Raw genomic sequence first — 18168 nt, forward strand, 5'->3', positions numbered from 1 at the left:
GGGTTCAACCGGGGGTTCAGCGATTTGCGGCGAGCGTCGCGCCGGCCAGGCCGCTGCTGCCGCCCAGCGCCAGCTTGTCCGTGCCGGCAGGCACCAGCGCGGCCAGCGTCTGCGGGCTGCCGGCCGGCAACGGCGCGAAGTGGCGTCCGCCATCCGCGGACATCACCAGCGTGCCGCCCTGCCCGGCCAGCACGATGCGGCCGTCGGGCAATTCGGCGCCGCCGAAGAACGAGGTCCGCAAGCCGGTTTCCGCGGCCTGCCAGGTGGTGCCGAAGTCGTCGCTGCGCAGCGCATTGCCGCGCATGCCGAAGGCCAGCCAGGCGCCGTCGCGCAGCGGCAGCACGCCGTACAGCGAGCCTTCATAGGGGGTCTTGACTGGCTCCCAGCGGCTGCCGCCATCGGTGGAGCGCAGCACCAGCCCTGCTTCACCGACCAGCATCAGGCGTCCGTTCCCGTCGCCGGCGATGGCGTTGAGATGGCGGTCCTGCATGGCTGAGTTGGCATTGCGGGCGGCCTCTTCCCAATGCCTGCCCTGGTCGCGCGAGACCAGGAACCGCCCGAAGCTGCCCACAGCGAACCACGGCCCGTTGCGTTGCGCCAGGGCACCCAGCAAGGGGTCGGACGATTTCGCGTCGAAGGCGACCTGCTGCCAGTGCGTGCCGCCATCTTCCGTGCGCAGGATCAGGCCGCTGTGGCCGACGGCGATGCCATGGCGGCTGTCGGCAAAGGCCACCTGCGTCAGCGTGGCGCCCTGGGGCTTGTCCACGGCGGCCACGCGCCAGTCGCCGCCCCGGTCATCGCTGAACAGGATCTTGCCGCGCTCGCCCACGGCCACCAGGCGCTCGCCGGCGCGGGCGATGCCGTTGATCTGCAGGCCGTCGGCGCGCAGTGCGGTGGCCGGGAACGGCGGCAGCGGGCGCGGCGCGAAGGCCCAGACCGCGGTGGCCAGCACCGCCAGCGACATGGCGAGGCCGATCAGTCGTTTCATGATGTGTCCTCCGAGTGGAGCGGTGGCAGGTGGCCTCGTGGCGGGCCGTCCGTGCCGGGGCTGCTTCCATAAGCTGAATGTTTGCTACAGGACGTCGAACAGCGCCGCAGCACCCATCCCGCCACCAATGCACATCGTCACCACCGCCTGCTGCACGCCGCGGCGACGCCCTTCGACCAGCGCATGCGCAGTCATGCGCGCGCCCGACATGCCGAACGGATGCCCAACCGAGATCGCGCCGCCATTCACGTTCAGCCGCGCATCCGGGATACCCAGCTCCCGCTGGCAGTACAGCACCTGGCAGGCAAAGGCCTCGTTCAGCTCCCACAGGCCCACATCCGCCACCGTCATGCCATGGCGCGCGAGCAGCTTCGGCACGGCAAACACCGGACCGATGCCCATCTCGTCCGGCGCACAGCCCGCCACCGCCATGCCGCGATAGCGGCCCAGCGGGCGCAGGCCGCGGCGGCGCGCCTCGTCCGCGCTCATCAGCAGCACCGCGGCGGCGCCGTCAGACAGTTGCGAGGCATTGCCGGCGGTGATGTGCTCGCCCTCGGCCACCGCCTGCCCGCCGCTCCAGACCGGCTTGAGCGCAGCCAGGCTTGCAGCCGTGGTATCGGGCCGGTTGCATTCGTCCTGCGCCAGCGTTACGGTCTCGTGCCCGGCCAGTGCGCCGGCCTTGTCGAACAGCGCGCGGCGCGTTGCCAGCGGCACGATCTCGTCGTCGAAGGCGCCGCGCCGCTGCGCCTCGGCGGTGCGCTGCTGGCTGCGCCAGGCGTAGGCATCCTGCTCGGCGCGACTGATGCCGTAGCGGCGCGCCACCACCTCGGCGGTCTCGATCATCGCCATGTAGGCGGCCGGCTGGCGCGCCACCACCGCTTCGGACTGGGCGCGGTAGCCGTTCTTATGCTTGTTCTGCGTCAGCGAGATCGACTCCGCGCCGCCGGCGACGATGATGCCGGCCTCGCCGCACTGGATCGCACGGGCGCCCGCGGCGATCGTCATCAGGCCCGAGCCGCACATGCGGTCCATGGTCATGCCGGGCACGCTGTCCGGCATGCCGGCCGCGACCGCGCACAGGCGGCCCAGGTTGTAGCCCTGCGTGCCCTGCTGCGCGGCCGCGCCGATCAGCACGTCGTCCACCTCGGCCGGGTCCACGCCGGCGCGCTCGACCACCGCGCGCACCACGTGGCCGCCCAGCACCGGGGCTTCGGTATCGTTGAAGGCGCCACGGAACGCCTTGCCGATGGGGGTGCGCGCGACGGCGACAATGACTGCTTCATTCATGCTGGATTCCTGTTTCAGAAGTAGTAGCGGCTGATCGTCTCGGCCACGCAGGCGGGCTTGGCTTCGCCTTCAATCTCCACCGTCATGCGCACCACCGACTGCACGCCGCCCTGCAACGGCTCGGCTCGTATCAACTCACCCACGCCGCGCACGCGGGCGCCCACCCTCACCGGGGCCGGGAAGCGCACCTTGTCGCAGCCGTAGTTGACGCCGAACTTCATGCCTTCGACGGTGACCAGCTCGGGCAGGAACTGGTTGACCAGCGCTAGCGTCAGGTAGCCGTGGGCGATGCAGGCGCCGTAGGGACCTTGCGCGGCGCGTTCGGGGTCGACGTGGAGCCACTGGTGGTCGCCGGTGGCGTGGGCGAACTGGGTGACCTGGTCCTGGGTGATGCGCGTCCAGGCGCTTTCGCCGAGGGGTTGGCCGACGGCGGCGTGGATGTCTTCGGCTGAACGGAAGATTCTTGGCATTGCTGTTTCCTGTGTTTCTTCACCATGGCGGCCTGACTTGCCGACGAGTCCATCACTCCCGTCTGGTTTGCTCCCCTCTCCCGCGCGCTGGAGAGGGGAGCGCCTGCGAGGGGTGGTGGCTAGCCCCAACGCTTTCGCATACCGCCGGCACCAACTTTCAGCCTTTCAGGCCCGCTGGCTGCTCACCGGCAACACTTCCCCCGTCATGTACGACGCATAGTCACTAGCCAGAAACACCATCACATTGGCCACCTCCCACACCTCCGCCGCACGCCCGAACGCCTCGCGTTCGCTGAGTTGCCGCAGCAGGTCCGCCGGCGCCGACTTCTTCAGGAAGTCGTGCAGCGCGATGCTCGGCGCCACGGCATTGATGCGCACACCAAATTCCGCGGCCTCCATCGCGCTGCAGCGCGTCAGCGCCATCACCCCGGCCTTGGCCGCGGCATAGTGCGACTGCTCCTTCTGCGCGCGCCAGCCGAGCACCGACGCGTTGTTGACGATGGCGCCGCGCCGGCGCGCCTGCATATGCGGCAGCATCGCGCGCGTCATGCGGAAGGTGCCGGTGAGGGAAATATCGATCACGCGCGACCACTCGGCATCGTCCATATCAACTAGGCGGCGCGAGCCGCCCAGGCCGGCGTTGTTGATCAGCACGTCTGTACCGCCGAGCGCTTCCTCGGCAGCGGCCACGAGTGCGCGTACCTGCGCTTCGTCGGACACATCGCACACCTGGCCGTGAATGGCTTGCAGGCCGGTTTCCGCGCGCAGGCTTTCGACCGCCTCGTCCAGCCGCTTCGGATGGATATCGGAAATCATTAGCGCGCGGCAGCCCTCCTCCGCACAGCGGCGCGCGGCGGCAAAGCCGATGCCGGCGCCGGCCGCGGCGGTAATCAGAACGCTCTTGCCGGCGAGCAGTTGGTGGCCGGGCACATAGGCCGGGACTGCGGGAGCTTCGGTGTTCAGGGTCATGACTGTCCTCGGGCCTCGCGCGGCATGCCCAGCCCGCGTTCGGCGATGATGTTGAGCTGGATTTCGTTGGTGCCGGCGTAGATGGTGTCGGCGCGCGAGAACAGCGCCATCTGCTGCAGCCGGGTGCGGCGCGTGTCACCGGGGTCGAGCACGTTGGCGAGCGGGCCCAGCACGTCCAGCGCGAGCTGGCCAAGGTCGCGGTGCCAGTTGGACCAGTAGTACTTGTAGATCAGCGCCTCCCGCTGCAAGGCAGTGCCGCCGTCCTGCCCGGCCTGCGCCGCACCGGCCAGCATGCGCAGCGCATTGGCGCGCATCACGCGCAGGCCGGCCCAGGCGCGCGCGATGCGCTGGCGCACCAGCGCGTCGCGGCTGCTGCCGTTGTCGCGCGCGGCCTGCGCCACCCATTCCAGCTCATGCGTGAACTGCATCTGCTGGCCGAGCGTGGAGATGCCGCGCTCGAAGCCGAGCAGCGCCATGGCGATGCGCCAGCCGTCGCCAGGCTCGCCCAGTACGTCGGCAGCCGCGGCGCGCGCACCGTCGAAGAACACCTCGTTGAATTCGGCGCCGCCGCCCATCTGCCGGATCGGGCGGATCTCGATGCCGGGCTGGTCCAGCGGCAGCATCAGGAACACCAGCCCCTTGCTGCCGCGCGAGCCGGGCTCGCAGCGCGCCAGCACGAAAATCCAGTCCGAATCGTGCGCGAGCGAGGTCCACACCTTCTGGCCGCTGACCAGCCAGTCGCCGCTGGCGGCATCGCGGACCGCGCGCGTGCGCACATTGGCCAGGTCCGAGCCCGCGCCGGGCTCTGAATAGCCCTGGCACCAGAATGTGGTGCCGTTGCGGATGCCGGGCAGCAGGCGCGCCTTCTGGTCCGCGGTGCCGAAGGCGATCAGGGTCGGGCCAATCAGCCCTTCGCCGATATGACCCATGCGGCCCGGGCCGCCGGCGCGCGCGTATTCCTCGTGGAAGATCACCTGCTGCATCACCGGCAGCTCGCGCCCGCCATGCGCGCGCGGCCAGCCCAGCCCGGTCCAGCCGCCCTCGGCCAGGCGCCGTTCCCACGCCTTGCGCAGTTCGGGGAAGGCCTCTTCGTCGCCGGGGCCGCCGCGGTGCTTCAGGCAGGCGAACTCGCCGGCCAGGTTGGCGACCATCCACTGCGCCACCTCGGCGCGGAATGCCTGCTCTTCATGCGCGCTCATGCTGTCCTCCAGGCTTGCGGGCCATGGTCTGCGAGATATGCGAGCGCTGCCCGGGCGCCGCCCAGCCAGTGGCCGGCAGCCTGTGCGCGCTTGAAATAGAGCTGGGGGTCATATTCCCAGGTAAAGCCAACGCCGCCATGCAGCTGGATGGCCTCCTGCGCACAGAAGCGCAGGGCATCGTCGGCCGCGACGGAAGCGGCGGCGATGTCGAGGCGGGCCTGGTCGGCAGGCTCCGATTCCCACGCCTGCGCCGCGCCATACACCGCCGAGCGCGCGGCCTCGACCAGCACCATCATCTGCGCGCAGCGGTGCTTGACCGCCTGGAACGAAGCGATGGCGCGGCCGAACTGGATGCGCTCCGACGCATAGGCGACGGTCAGGTCCAGGCACTGCTGGGCCGCGCCGAGCTGCTCCGCCGCCAGCATCAGCTTGCCGTGCCACCAGGCCCGGGCCAGGCCCTGCGCCGCGTCGTTCCCGCGTACCAGGCAGGGACCTGGCGCAACGGACAGGCCGTCCAGCCGCAGCGATGCCAGCGGCCGCGTGCGGTCGAGCGTGTCCAGCGGCGCCAGCACGAAACGCACATCCTGCGCCAGCGCAGCGGGTTCCAGCAGGAACAGCGCGGGCGAGCCGTCATCGAGCCGTGCCGGCACCAGCAACCAGTCGGCGCCAGCGGCATCGGCCACCTGGCCGGCGCTGCCGCGCAGCACGAAGCCGTCCGCGCCTGCCTGCGCGGTGATCGCGACACCGTCGTAGTGCCAGCCGCCATCGTCCGGCAGCACTGCCGCGGCGCGGCACTCGCCAGCAGCCAATCGTTCCAGCCACTGCGCGCTGTGGCCGACGCTGCCCTGCAGCCACGGCGCCGCCACGCACGCCGTCGACCAGAACGGCACGCAAGCCAGGCGCTGTCCCAGTTGCTCCTGCAGCAGCACCAGCCCGGGAGCGCCCAGGCCGGCGCCGCCCACCGCTTCGGGCAACGCGATGCCGCACCAGCCAAGCTCGCCCGCGATTGCGCGCCACAGCGCGTCATCGTGCGCCGGACCCGCCTCGGTCGCGCGCCGCACCGCCGCCGAATCGCTGTGCACGGCGAGGTAGTCGCGCGCGCTGTCGCGGACCATCTGGTGTTCGACGCCAAATTCCACGGAATGAGAGAAGTCCATGGCCGTCGCGCTCAGGTGCCGTAGACCGCCTGCGGCGGCTGCGCCTGCGCCAGCAGTCCGGCCACCGCCGCGCCCACTTCTGCCGGCTGCCAGCGCCCGCCCTTGTCGGCTTTCGGCCCGGTGCGCCAGCCATCGGCAAGCGACACCATGCCGCCGGCCGCCTCGAACATGCGGCCGTTGACCTGCGCCGAGTCCGCGCTGCCGAGCCACACCACCAGCGGCGCAACGTTGGCCGGATCGTAGTAGTCGAAGCCGCCTTCCGGCGCCTTCATCATGGCGGCGAACACCTGCTCGGTCATGTCGGTGCGCGCGGCCGGCGCCAGCGCGTTGGCGGTGATGCCATAGCGGCCCAGCTCGGCGGCCTGCACCAGCGTCAGCGCGGCAATGCCGGCCTTGGCGGCGGCGTAGTTGGACTGTCCGACCGAGCCCTGCAGGCCCGCGCCGGAGCTGGTGTTGATGATGCGCGCGTCGACGGCGCGGCCGGCCTTGGCCGCATCGCGCCACCGCCTGGCCAGCAGGTTGGCCAGGCAGAAGTGGCCGCGCAGGTGCACACGCATCACGTCGTCCCAGTCCGCCTCGGTCAGGCTGACGAACATGCGGTCGCGGCAGATGCCGGCGTTGTTGACCAGCACGTGCACCTCGCCGAAGGCCTCGACCGCGGCATCGACGATGCGCTGCGCGGTGGCCAGCTGCGTGATGTCGTCATCGCTGGCCAGCGCACTGCCGCCGGCTGCGCGGATCTCCGCGCAGACCGCCTCGGCCGCCTCGCGCCGGATGTCGTTGACGACCACATTAGCGCCCTCGGCGCCGAAGGCCAGTGCATAGGCGCGCCCCAGCCCGCCGCCGGCGCCGGTGATGATGACAGTGCGTCCGTCGCAGATTCCCATGGCGGTCTCCTTACAGCCGTTCGATGATGGTGACGTTGGCCAGCCCGCCGCCCTCGCACATGGTCTGCAGGCCGTAGCGGCCGCCGGTGCGTTCGAGTTCGTGCAGCAGCGTGGTCATCAGGCGCGCGCCGGTGGCGCCCAGCGGGTGGCCCAGCGCGATCGCGCCGCCGTTGGGGTTGGTGCGCTCGGGCGCGTAGCCGGTCTCGGCCAGCCAGGCCATCGCCACCGAGGCGAAGGCTTCGTTGATCTCGACCACGTCGATATCCGCCAGGCGCAAGCCGCTGCGCTCCAGCGCGCGCTTGGTCGCGGGGACCGGCGCCGTCAGCATCCACAGCGGGTCGTCGCCCATCACGCTCATATGCGCGATGCGCGCCCGCGGCTTGAGCTGGTAGCGCTTGAGCGCGTCTTCGGAAACGATCAGCAGCGCGGCGGCGGCGTCGGCGGTCTGGCTGGACACCGCGGCGGTCAGCGCACTGCCCGGCATCAGCGGTTCCAGCGCGGCCATCCTGGCCAGCGTGGTATCGGGGCGCGGCGTCTCGTCATGCTTCACGCCCTCGCACGGCACGATCTCGCGGGCAAAGCGGCCGCCCTCGATCGCGGCCGCGGCGCGCTGGTGGCTTTGCAGCGCATAGGCTTCCATCGCCTCGCGCGACAGCTTCCAGTGCTCGGCAATGCGCTGCGCGGCATGGAACTGCGACACCGGCGCATCGCCGAAGCGCGCCTGCCAGCCCTTGCTGCCCGAGAACGGATCGGCAAAGCCCAGCGCCTGCCCGGCCAGCATGGCCGACGAGATCGGGATCTGCGTCATGGTCTGCACGCCGCCCGCGATCACCACGTCCTGCGTGCCGCTCATCACCGCCTGCGCGGCAAAGTGCACGGCCTGCTGCGACGAGCCGCACTGGCGGTCAACGGTCACGCCCGGCACCGTCAGCGGCAGGCCGGCGGCCAGCCACGCGCTGCGCGCGATATTGCCGGCCAGCGGGCCGATGGTGTCGACACAGCCGAACACAACGTCGTCGTAGTCTTCCGCGGGAATGCCGTTGCGGCGCACCAGCTCGGCCAGCACGAAGCCGCCCAGGTCGGCGCCGTGCACGTGCGACAGTCCGCCCTTGCGGCGCCCGGTGGGCGTGCGCAGGGCATCAACGATATAGGCGTCTTTCATGGTCATGGTTCTCCTTGGGATCGGGCAATTCAGGCAAACGTGGCGCCGGCGCCGAGGGCATGCTCGCCGTCCAGGATGTGCGCGCCCAGGCGCGCCTTGTGGAAGGCGCGGTCGCCCCAGCTTCCCGCCAGGGCCCAGGCACGCTTGGTGAAGATCTGCAGGTCCAGCTCCCAGGTGTAGCCCATCGCGCCATGCACCTGGATGGCCTGGCGTGCCGCGGTCCATGCGCAGCGCGCGGCCGCGACGCGGGCATGCGAGACATGCATTCCTGCGTGCGGCAAGCCATGCGCCAGCGCCGCGGCGGCGCGCAGCAGCACCGGCTTGGCGAACTCGAGCTGGATCGCCACGTCGGCCAGCAGGTGCTTGACCGCCTGGTAGGCGCCGATGGCCTTGCCGAACTGCTTGCGCTGCGCGCTGTAGTCGATCGCCAGGTCCAGCATGCGCTGCGTCAGGCCCATCTGCTGCGCGGCCACGCCGAGCGCGCCGCGGTTCAGTGCCATGTCCCACAGGCCAGTGCCGGCGGGGATCAGCTCAGTGTCAGGGGCCGGCGTCCACGCCAGCTCGAACAGCCGGCGCGACGGATCGAGGCCGCTGCGCGCCGTCAGCGTGGCCTGGGCTGGCCGCAGCAGGTGGACCGTGCCTTCATGCGCGCACAGGATGGCGTCGGCGACATGGGCGTCGGCCACCAGCCGCTCCTGCGGATGCGCGACCGCCACGCGGGCATCGCCGCCGGCGATGCGCTCCAGCAGCGCGGCGCAGCGCTCGCGCGCCGCCGCGTGGGGCGCCGGGTGTGGCCCGAGCGCCAGTGCATCGCGCAGCAGGCCGGTTGCCACCAGCGCGGTGTCGAGCAGCGGCTCAGGCAGCGCGAAGTAGCCGCATGCCTGCGCCAGCGGCGCCCATTCCACCTCGCCCAGCCCCAGCCCGCCCTGCTCCTGCGGCACCATCAGCGCGGTCAGTCCCTGGTCGGCAAGCTGGCGCCACAGCGCGTCGGAGCGGCCGGTCCCGGTGCTCCACAGCTCGCGCGTCAGCTCGGGCGTCATCTCGGTCATCAGGAAGCGCCGGATCGCCTCGGCAAACTGTTCCTGCTCTTCGGTCAATGCGAAATCCATGGTGTTTCCCCCGGGTGCCGTCATGCGCGCGGCATGCCAAGCAGGCGCTCGGCGACGATGTTGCGCTGGATCTCGTTAGTGCCGGCATAGATCGGCCCGGCCTGCGAGAACAGGAAGCCATCCAGCCAGTGGCCGAGAGAACCCGGCGGCTGGCCCGCTGGCGCGACTTCTGCGGCCTGCCCCAGGATGGCCAGCGCGGTATCGTGCATATGGATGTCCAGCTCGGACCAGAACACCTTGTTCGTGCTCGATTCCGCGCCGATATGAGCATTCGGGCCGCCCCGCACCAGCCGGCTCGCGGTGGCGTAGGTCGAGAGCGTGTAGGCCTCCGCATCCATCCATGCGCGCAGCACCGCGTCGCGCAGCGAGGGGTCGCGGTCAGCCGCATCGCGGTTGGCCTGGTACAGCCTGACCAGCGCGCGGGCGGTCTCCTGGAAGCGGGCGGGCGAACGCAGCATCAGTCCGCGCTCGAAGCCGGCAGTGGCCATGGCCACCTGCCAGCCGGCGCCTTCCGCGGCCAGCCGGTTCTCCACCGGCACGCGCACGTCGTCGAAGAAGATCTCGGCAAAGCCGGTCTGGCCGTTGAGCTGGCGGATCGGGCGCACGGTGATGCCCGGCGTATCGAGCGGCACCAGCACGAAGGTCAGCCCGTGGTGGCGCGTCGAGGCCGGGTCGGTGCGGAACAGCCCGAACAGCCAGTCCGCCCAAACCGCCCGCGTCGACCAGATCTTCTGGCCGTTGATCACATAGTCATCGCCATCGCGGATCGCGCTGCAGCGGATCGCGGCCATGTCGGAGCCGGCGTTTGGCTCGGACCAGCCCTGCGCCCAGATATGCTCGCCGGAGGCCATGCGCGGCAGGAAGCGCGCCTTCTGCGCCGCGGTGCCGAACTCCATCAACGTCGGACCGAGCAGGAAGATGCCGTTCTGGTTGACGCGCATCGGCGCGCCGGCACGCCAGTACTCCTCCTCGAAGATCAGCCACTCGATCAGGTCGCAGCCGCGCCCGCCCAGTTCGGCCGGCCACGTGACCATGCTCCAGCGGCCCTGGTTGAGGGTGGCTTCCCAGGCGCGGTGCTGGGCAAAGCCTTCCCCGGTGTCGAAGCTGGCCAGCGGCGAACGTGGTACGTGCGCGGCCATCCAGTCGCGCACCTCGGCGCGGAAGGCGCGCTGGGCGTCGGTGTATTCAAGCTGCATCGCGCGCCCCTTGTGAAAAGCTGGCTTCGCGCCGTTCGACAAACGCGGCGCGCGCCTCGCCGGAATCCGCACTCATATAGGCCTGCAGCGTGAAGCCCTGCTCCCAGCGGTACTTGTCCTCCAGGTTGCCGTCTTCGACGCCGTTGAGCGCTTCCTTGGCGAGCTGCAGCATGGCAGGGCTCTTGGCGGCGATCTGGCGGGCCAGGGTCATGCCCGCGTCGCGCAGCTCGACACGCGAAACCACGCGCTCGACCGCGCCGAGCCGGTACGCTTCGGCGGCATCGATCATCTCGCCGGTGAAGTACATCGCCCTGACCTTCTGCACGCCGAACATGCGCTGCAGGTGCGCGCCGCCGCCCATGGCGCCGCGGTCGATTTCGGGCACGCCAAAGCGCGCGCAATCCGACGCGACGATGATGTCGGCGGCGCCGCAGATGCCGATGCCGCCGCCGAGCACAAAGCCGTGCACGGCCACGATGACCGGCTTGGGATTGCGGTGCACGGCGCGGAAGGTGGCGTAGTTGCCGGCATTGACCTCGACGATGCGCTCGGGGTGTGCGGACAGCTCCTTGATATCGACGCCCGCGCAGAAGCCGCGCCCTTCGCCGCGCAGTACGATCACGCGCACGGCGGGGTCCGCGCCCAGGCGATCAATGGCGGCCGCCAGCGCGTGCCAGCCGGCGTTGTCGAGCGCGTTGACGGGCGGATGGTCGATCACCAGTTCGGCGATGCCGTCGGCGGTGTCGATGCGGAACGGCCCGGTCTTGTGGTTCATTTGCATGGTCTCATCTGTCTGTAGGTCAGGCCGCTGCAGCCAGTCCGGCTCCTGCCAGCGCCTCGAGCCGTGCCTGCGCCTGCGCGGCCATGCCGGAAACGATCTGCTCGCACGATTCGATCGCGCCGATCACCGCCGCTGCCTGCCCGCTGGGCAACACGCCTTCATCCGGACACCCTTCCACCATCGCGCGCTGGATCAGCACCGGCGCGTTGGCGGCCATCAGCGTCTGCGCGGCGCTGTAGTCCTGCTCGCGCATCGCGCGCCAGGCAGTCGCCAGCATCTGTGCGCTGCGCATGCCGGTGCGCGCCTGCCATTTGCGCGCGGCCGACAGCGCCAGCCAGGTGCGCCGCCACGGGCCGGCTTTCTCCAGTTCCAGCAGCAGCGTGTTGTCGATCATCCGCTGCGGCAGCCCGTCAATGGCCAGCGACACGCGGATCCGGCCCGGGTCGCGCACCTTGACGTAGCGCTCCAGCGTCTGCGCCGGCACCGGCGATTCGGCCGACATCAGGAAGCGCGTGCCCATGGCCACGCCGGCCGCGCCATAGGCCAGCGCGGCGGCCAGCCCGCGGCCGTCGAAGAAACCGCCCGCGGCCACCACCGGCACGCTGACACTGTCCAGCACCTGCGGCAGCAGCAGCGTTGTCGGCGTGCCGCCGGTATGGCCGCCACCCTCGCCGCCCTGCACGGTGACCACGTCCGCACCCATCTCCACGGCCTTGGCCGCATGCTTGCCGGCGCCGACCGTCGGCATGCAGACGATCCCCGCCGCCTTGAGCCGACCGACCATCTTCGCGTCAGGGCCGCGCCCGTAGCTGACCGCGCGCAGCCGGTGGCGGATCGCCATTTCGATCACTTCGTCCGCGTTCGGCTGGAACATGTGGAAGTTGATGCCGAAGGGCCGGTCGCTGAGCGCCTTGACGCGCAGGATCTCCTGCTCGACCTCGCCGGACGGAATGGTTGCGCCGGCCAGGAAGCCAAAGGCCCCGGCGTTGCCGCTGGCGGCGACCAGCTTTGCGTCCGCCACCCAGCCCATCGCGGTCTGGACGATGGGGTAGCGGCAGCCCAGCAGGTCGCAAAGCACGGTGTGCAGGCTCGCGTTGCTCATGCCGGTGCTCATGCCTTCTCCTCGCCGCCGCTGCGTTGCGACGCCGCCATGGCGCGCGCGTCATAGCCGCCGAGCTTGTCGCCGCTGACCAGCTCGTTGTGCGCATGCGCGAAGTGGTGCCAGGCAAAGACCGCATCCATCGCCGTACGCTTGCCCTGCAGGTCTTCCACATGGTTGACCGCCTGCTTGGTCAGCGTCAGGCCCAGCCGCGGCATCTGCGCGACCCTGGCGGCCATGCCGTAGACGGTGTCCTCCAGCGCATCCCGCGGCACCACGCGGTTGACCATGCCCATGCGCTCGGCGCGCTGCGCGCCCATGCGCTCGCCCAGGAACAGGAACTCCTTGGCGATGCGCGGGTGCAGCTCGTAGGCATGCGCGAAGTACTCCACGCCCGGGATGCCCATGCGCACCACCGGATCGGCAAAGAAGGCATCGTCCGAGGCCACGATCAGGTCGCACACCCAGGCCAGCATCAGGCCACCGGCAATGCAGGCGCCGTGCACCATCGCAATGGTCGGCTTGGGCAGTTCGCGCCAGCGCCGGCACATGCCCAGGTAGACCTCCTGCTCGCGCGCATAGAGGAACTCGCCGCCGGGCTTGTTGACGTGGTCGTACCAGAGCGAGGCGCGCTCGAACGACTCGTTGATGTCGCGCCCCGGCGTGCCGATGTCGTGCCCCGCGGAGAAGTGCTTGCCGGCGCCGCGCAGCACGATGACCTTGACCGCGTCGTCGGCGGAAGCGCGCCGGTAGGCCTCGTCCAGCGCATACGTCATCTTCGAGTTCTGGGCGTTGTGGAACTGCGGCCGGTTCATGGTCACGGTGGCGATGCCGTCCGTAACCTGGTAGAGCACCTCGGCGTTCGGGCCCAGGCTGATGGGTTCGATGGCAGGCGATGTCATGTCAGTTTCACGCGCGTCCGGAAGGGTTGCCGCGCACGATCGTGGCGCGCAGGTTGTGCGGATCGAGCCGGGCCATCAGCCGCAGCTCTTCCGGCGTTGGTGGCGCCGTTTCCGGCAAGGCTTCGCCGGGGGCGTTTGCCAGCGCAAAGCCGGTCGCCGCCTGCACCTGCTCGAAGCTCACGCCCGGGTGCAGCGAGCGCACGCGGATGGCATGGGCAGGCCCGCCGAAATCCATCACGCACAGGTCGGTGACGATCACGCGCAGGTCGACGAAACTGCGCATGCCTTCGATCTGGCGCGCCGGGTTGTAGCCGGCGCTGCAGACCATGTCGACTTCGCCGCCGACAAACGCGCGCGTGCTGTGCCCCGGCACGAAGAAGGAGTTTGCGTGGTGGATGCTGTTGCCCGGGAAACCGCGCGCGCCGAGCAGCTGCGTCTTAGGCTGCGCATGGGTGCCGCCCAGGCAGGAAATATTGGCCTGCCCGAAGCGGTCGATCTGCGTCGGCATCACCAGCGCGTGGCGGCGCCCGCCCCACAGGCAGTCGAACACGCGCGAATAGCCCATCCAGCCGCTGGCGCGGACCTTGTAGCCGGCCTCGCGCGGACCCAGCGGCACCGGCGTCTCCACCAGGTAGGCCTCGCCGTCGGTCATCAGCAGCCCTGGGTTGTGCGCAAGCCGCGCCAGGCCGGCGGCGATGCGCGGGCCGGTGCCGATGCCGGTGGCCAGCACCTCGCCGTCGTCGCGCCAGGCGCGGGCGGCGGCGGCGATCATCAGCTCGGCGCGGGTGAATTCATAAGTGGCGCTCACGGTCGCTCCTTGGGTTGGCGGGTTCAGACGGCGGTTCAAAGGACGGGCAGCGGCAGGTCGTGCACGTGGCCGAGGCCGCCGATGCGCTCCAGGTAGGCCGCTTCGCTGGCGCCCACCACCTCGTCGCGGTACGCGCGGAAGCCGTCATCCTCGGCCTCGGCGCTGGCACAGTACGCCTTCAGCGCCGGCAGGTCCCAGCCATAGGCGGGTGCGCACGAGGTGGGATGAGCACCGGCGGGCGCGTGCACCACGCCTGTTACCAGCGAGCGTTCGAAGGGGTTGCTGCGGGCGTGCGCCAGGTCCTCCTCTTCAAGACGCGGATGCAGCGTTTCGCAGCTCACATAGCAGCGCCGCGCGGCGCGGGCGAACCACTCATCGAAGAACGGATCGGGGCCGTCGATGCGGGTGTTGCCGAGCACATCGCTCTCGTTCACATGCAGCAGCGCCGCGTCGAGTTCGATCGCCGGCATCGCCAGCAGCACCTCGCCATCGGCATAGGGCGAGCGCACGGTCTTCAGCTGCGGATTCCTCGCCTGCACGTCGGTGCCCAGCGATGCGCGCGTCGGCAGGAACGGCAGCCGCGCCGCCGCCGCGCGCAGGCCGAGCTGCAACATGCCTTCGTCAAGCTCGGTCACTTCCAGCGCGCCACGCTCGCGCGCCTGGCGGAAATATGGCTCGAGCGGGATCACGTCGAGCGAGACAAAGCCGAACACGAGCCGGCGCACCTTGCCGGCCGCGCACAGCATGCCGACCTCGGGGCCGCCATAGGCGACCAGGGTCAGGTCCTTCAGCGGCGAGCGCAGGATCTCGCGCACCAGCGCCATCGGTTTGCGGCGCGGGCCCCAGCCGCCGATGCCGATGGTCATGCCATCGGCGAGCTGGCCGACCACGTCGGCCGCGCTCATGGTCTTGTCGATTGTCTTGGTCATGGTGTCTAGCGGTATCCGATGCTGAAGTCGTGTCCCCACAGGCTGACGCGCGTGGCTTCGTAGGCGGCGTGGTGGCCCCAGTCCACCACCAGTCCGCCGTGCCCGTATTCGAGGTCGAAGCCGCCCGGCGTCTTCATGTAGAAGGAAGTCATGCGGTCGTTGCAGTGCTGGCCCAGCGTGGCGGACAGCTTCACGCCGTGCTGGTGCACGCGGTCGAGCGCGCGCCCCACCTCGGCCATGTCGGGCACTTCGGCCATCACGTGGATGCAGCCGGCTTCCGACGGCATCTCGAAGATCGCCAGGCTGTGGTGGCGGCCGTTGGCGCAGTGCAGGAAGTGGATGCGCTTCTCCGGCTCATCGGGATCGCTGCTGAAGCGCACGCGGTAGATGTCGGACAGGCCGAAGCCCATCACGTCGCGCAGGAAGGCGTAGGTCTGGTCGAAGGCCGGCGCGGGCAGCACGGTATGGCCGGCGCCCATCGGGTCGGTGATGAAGCGCGGCACGCCGACCGGCGAGACAAAGCGCAGGAAGTCCGAGCGCATGCCCCATGAAATCTCGTGGCGGTTGCCCGACGGATCGGTGAACCACGCCATGGCCTGCACGCGGCGTTGTGCCAGCTCCGCGGGGCTGGCGTGCACGACTTCGACGTCGGCATGCCGCAGCGTGTCGAGCGCATGGCGATAGGCCAGCTCGTCGGCCAGTTCCCAACCCGATGCGAGATAGCGGTCTCGCGCGCCCCGCACCACCAGGTAGCGGTAGTCGCGCTCATCCATCTTCACGTACAGCGCGCCGCCCGGGGCGCCGGAGCAGGCCATGCCCAGCACCTGCCCGGCATAGTGCCGCCACTGCTCCAGGTCGGTGGACTCGACCACGATGTAGCCAAGCGCACGGATATCCAACATGCCGGTCTCCTCTGTTCGTTGCCACTGCTGGCTGATGAGACCTATTCTTCCGTGCGCGGCCACCCGGCACATCGTCCAGTGGGACTAGCCGATCCGGGGCCGGATTCAGGCGCTGGCGGGGCGGACGACGTACTGGCTGGTGGGGACCACGTCGATCCTGTCGAAGTCGATGAAGCGCTGGCAGCTGGCCATCATGGCCTGCAGGTTGCGCTGGAACTTCTCTTCATCGCCGACGGCGTCGAAGAACGCCTGCGGGTCGGTCATTGCCGCGTCGGGGAAGCATTCCTCGACGATCGCGTCGCAAGGTGGCGCGGCGTAGCTGAGCGGCCGCACCACCACGTTCTGCACGTACAGGAAGTTATCCTGGGTCTCGACCGCCACCTGGGTGTGATGGTTGTGCCAGGTATCCAGCCACGCCTGCGGCGTGAGCCGCGGCGGGCGCGTCAGGAAGGCCAGTTGCGCGAAGCCGGGGGTGCGCTCCCCCGTCGCGACGGGGAAACGCGTATTGCGGATCGGCTGGGACTCCGTGACGAGGTACGCTGCCATGCGGCCGACCGCGGCCTCGACCGCCTGGTCGAACGGCTGGCGCAGGCGGTCGACGGCGCTGTCGATCCAGAGCGAGACCAGCCCTTCCATTTGCGGCCGGGTGTTCGTCTGCCGCAGGCCCGCTGCAGGCAGCACGGCGTCATCCGCCACGTTGACCTGCAATCCGCGCGCGCCCAGCGCCAGCAGCTTGTCGGCCAGCGTCGTGCGCAACCGGCGCGCGAACTCCGCCGGCTCGTTCCGCGGATCGCGCCAGACGATATAGATGACTTTTTCCATGCTCCACGCTCCCTGGTAAAGTTGCCGGCCGTGGCCGGACAGGTTGAAGCGTGCGCGGAACCGGATTGATTGCGGAACCCATGCCTCGCTGCGTCCGCATGACGTGCCATCCGGCTGCCGCGCCCGCTGGTCCTGTGCATGCTAGGCGCGTGGATGGCGGCGATCATCCTCCAGTCGGACTAGAGGGAGGACGACACGCTGGCGCTCAGCCGAGCGTCACGACACTGCTCAGCAGCATGCGCACCAGCGTGGCCTGCCGCGTGACCCCGGTCTTGGAGAAGATCGCGCGCAGGTGGGCGCGTACCGTGTTCTTGCTGGTACCCAATGCCTCCGCGGCTTCGTCAAGGGTCATGCCGTCGGCAAGCACCAGTGCCAGCGCCGTTTCGGCGGGGGTGAGGTCGAACAGCTTGCGCACCACCTCGTGCGAGGCGCGCGACTTGCGCTCGGGATCGCGGATAAAGACCGCGCACGCTGGCCGGTGCCGGTTTTCTTCGGACCATTCGCTGAGCGGGATGGTGCGGATCAGCACGCCGAGCTTGCCGCGCCCGGACGGGCGGGTGATGGACATGGCTTCGGCCAGTGCCGGCGCGCTGCCGTGGTGTCCCATCTGCGCGCGGCGCAGCAGGTACTGGAACTTGCGGCTCTCCTGGGCGTAGGCAATCTCGAAGATGTTCCCGTTGAGGCGGATGCCGTCGTTCTCCGCCAGGATCTCGTCGGCCTCGGGATTCTTCTTGAGGATCGTGCCGGAGGCGTCGAGGATCACCATGCCCACCAGCATGCGGTCGATCGCCCCCGCATAGAGCGAGCGCTCGGATTCGACCACGTCCAGCCGGGAATGCAGCCGGATCGCGCGCTTCAGGTGCGGCAGGATGGCGCCACAGGCCGCCTTGTCCACTTCGGAGAAATCCTGCGTGTCGTCCTGCCGGCAGATGCGCAGGCGGCACTCGACACCGTCCTCGGTACGAATGTCCGCGCCCAGCAGGTAGCGGATGCCTAGCGGCTGCAGGAACTGGCGGTAGATCTCGCTGCGGCACCAGTTGCCCGCGCCCAGCGCCTCGTCGACCGTCACCGCGCGGTCGGTGGGCAGGTTGATGAACGGATCGATCGCGTAGTAGTAGCTGTTGTAGGAAGCCTCTGCCTCCAGCGAGGTGCCGTGCGCCGACGCATGCACCGCCAGGCCGCTGCGGTCGCTGGCGGGCGAGCGCAGGATAAAGCTCACATAGCTGGCATCGAGTTGCTTGCGCAGCATTTCGAGCGCGCGGCCCCAGGGCACGGGTTCCATCGGCCCTTCATAGACCGCGGCCAGCAGCGCGCCGAACTGCGTGACGCTCAGACCTGACTGCGCAAGCAAAGGCGACGCCATTTCCTGCGCCTCAACGGTCGCCATCAACATACCTTGTCTCCTGTTTCCACACCACGTGTGTGCCTGCCGGCGCTCTGCGGCACCTGGAGGCAGCGCAGATTATAGGGATGCTGCCCGCCCGTTGCCCGCCAATGCGCA

General features: G+C 69.8%; 18 protein-coding genes. All 18 read right to left on the reverse strand.

Going from position 1 to position 18168, the window contains the following annotated elements:
- Window positions 1–16: 16 nt before the first annotated feature.
- On the reverse strand, window positions 17–988 hold the full coding sequence (locus IPF36_RS10405) for a YCF48-related protein (protein WP_195427931.1): 972 nt from the start codon (window positions 986–988) through the stop codon (window positions 17–19).
- Between the two features lie 84 nt (window positions 989–1072).
- A complete protein-coding gene (locus IPF36_RS10410; RefSeq protein ID WP_135703622.1) occupies window positions 1073–2275 on the reverse strand; it encodes an acetyl-CoA C-acyltransferase in 1203 nt (400 codons plus the stop codon).
- 14 nt (window positions 2276–2289) lie between these two features.
- Window positions 2290–2745, reverse strand: coding sequence for a MaoC family dehydratase (locus IPF36_RS10415; RefSeq protein WP_135703621.1), 456 nt, complete (start codon window positions 2743–2745; stop codon window positions 2290–2292).
- A 165-nt stretch (window positions 2746–2910) separates the two neighbouring features.
- Window positions 2911–3714, reverse strand: a complete 804-nt coding sequence (locus IPF36_RS10420) for an SDR family oxidoreductase (protein WP_195427932.1) — start codon at window positions 3712–3714, stop codon at window positions 2911–2913.
- On the reverse strand, window positions 3711–4913 hold the full coding sequence (locus tag IPF36_RS10425) for an acyl-CoA dehydrogenase family protein (RefSeq protein WP_195427933.1): 1203 nt from the start codon (window positions 4911–4913) through the stop codon (window positions 3711–3713). Before IPF36_RS10425 ends, IPF36_RS10420 begins: the two co-directional genes overlap by 4 nt.
- Complete coding sequence (locus IPF36_RS10430; protein WP_195427934.1) at window positions 4910–6070, reverse strand: acyl-CoA dehydrogenase family protein; 1161 nt, start codon at window positions 6068–6070, stop codon at window positions 4910–4912. The genes IPF36_RS10425 and IPF36_RS10430 overlap by 4 nt, the downstream gene beginning before the upstream one ends.
- Window positions 6071–6081: 11 nt before the next feature.
- Window positions 6082–6957: an SDR family oxidoreductase gene (locus IPF36_RS10435; protein ID WP_195427935.1), complete on the reverse strand. Its 876-nt coding sequence runs from the start codon at window positions 6955–6957 to the stop codon at window positions 6082–6084.
- A 10-nt stretch (window positions 6958–6967) separates the two neighbouring features.
- Window positions 6968–8119 carry an acetyl-CoA C-acetyltransferase gene (locus tag IPF36_RS10440; RefSeq protein WP_195427995.1) on the reverse strand — a complete coding sequence of 384 codons (1152 nt, stop codon included), beginning with the start codon at window positions 8117–8119 and terminating at the stop codon, window positions 6968–6970.
- 29 nt (window positions 8120–8148) lie between these two features.
- Window positions 8149–9228 carry an acyl-CoA dehydrogenase family protein gene (locus IPF36_RS10445; protein ID WP_135703616.1) on the reverse strand — a complete coding sequence of 360 codons (1080 nt, stop codon included), beginning with the start codon at window positions 9226–9228 and terminating at the stop codon, window positions 8149–8151.
- Window positions 9229–9248: 20 nt separating this feature from the next.
- Window positions 9249–10424, reverse strand: a complete 1176-nt coding sequence (locus tag IPF36_RS10450; RefSeq protein ID WP_135703615.1) for an acyl-CoA dehydrogenase family protein — start codon at window positions 10422–10424, stop codon at window positions 9249–9251.
- Window positions 10414–11205: an enoyl-CoA hydratase family protein gene (locus IPF36_RS10455; protein ID WP_135703614.1), complete on the reverse strand. Its 792-nt coding sequence runs from the start codon at window positions 11203–11205 to the stop codon at window positions 10414–10416. The genes IPF36_RS10450 and IPF36_RS10455 overlap by 11 nt, the downstream gene beginning before the upstream one ends.
- Before the next feature lie 19 nt (window positions 11206–11224).
- Window positions 11225–12307 carry a nitronate monooxygenase family protein gene (locus IPF36_RS10460; protein WP_195427996.1) on the reverse strand — a complete coding sequence of 361 codons (1083 nt, stop codon included), beginning with the start codon at window positions 12305–12307 and terminating at the stop codon, window positions 11225–11227.
- Window positions 12308–12315: 8 nt separating this feature from the next.
- The gene (locus IPF36_RS10465; RefSeq protein WP_195427936.1) at window positions 12316–13206 is read right to left on the reverse strand and encodes an enoyl-CoA hydratase; all 891 of its coding nucleotides are present in this window, start codon (window positions 13204–13206) and stop codon (window positions 12316–12318) included.
- Between the two features lie 7 nt (window positions 13207–13213).
- A complete protein-coding gene (locus IPF36_RS10470; RefSeq protein ID WP_135703612.1) occupies window positions 13214–14014 on the reverse strand; it encodes a CoA-transferase subunit beta in 801 nt (266 codons plus the stop codon).
- A 35-nt stretch (window positions 14015–14049) separates the two neighbouring features.
- Window positions 14050–14943 carry a CoA transferase subunit A gene (locus tag IPF36_RS10475; protein ID WP_195427937.1) on the reverse strand — a complete coding sequence of 298 codons (894 nt, stop codon included), beginning with the start codon at window positions 14941–14943 and terminating at the stop codon, window positions 14050–14052.
- 5 nt (window positions 14944–14948) lie between these two features.
- Window positions 14949–15845, reverse strand: coding sequence for a VOC family protein (locus tag IPF36_RS10480; RefSeq protein WP_195427938.1), 897 nt, complete (start codon window positions 15843–15845; stop codon window positions 14949–14951).
- A 105-nt stretch (window positions 15846–15950) separates the two neighbouring features.
- Window positions 15951–16667, reverse strand: a complete 717-nt coding sequence (locus IPF36_RS10485) for an EthD domain-containing protein (RefSeq protein WP_135703609.1) — start codon at window positions 16665–16667, stop codon at window positions 15951–15953.
- 205 nt (window positions 16668–16872) lie between these two features.
- Complete coding sequence (locus IPF36_RS10490; RefSeq protein WP_133094843.1) at window positions 16873–18060, reverse strand: helix-turn-helix transcriptional regulator; 1188 nt, start codon at window positions 18058–18060, stop codon at window positions 16873–16875.
- Between the last annotated feature and the right edge of the window lie 108 nt (window positions 18061–18168).

The organism is Cupriavidus sp. IK-TO18, from assembly GCF_015549295.1.
Classification (GTDB): domain Bacteria; phylum Pseudomonadota; class Gammaproteobacteria; order Burkholderiales; family Burkholderiaceae; genus Cupriavidus; species Cupriavidus oxalaticus_A.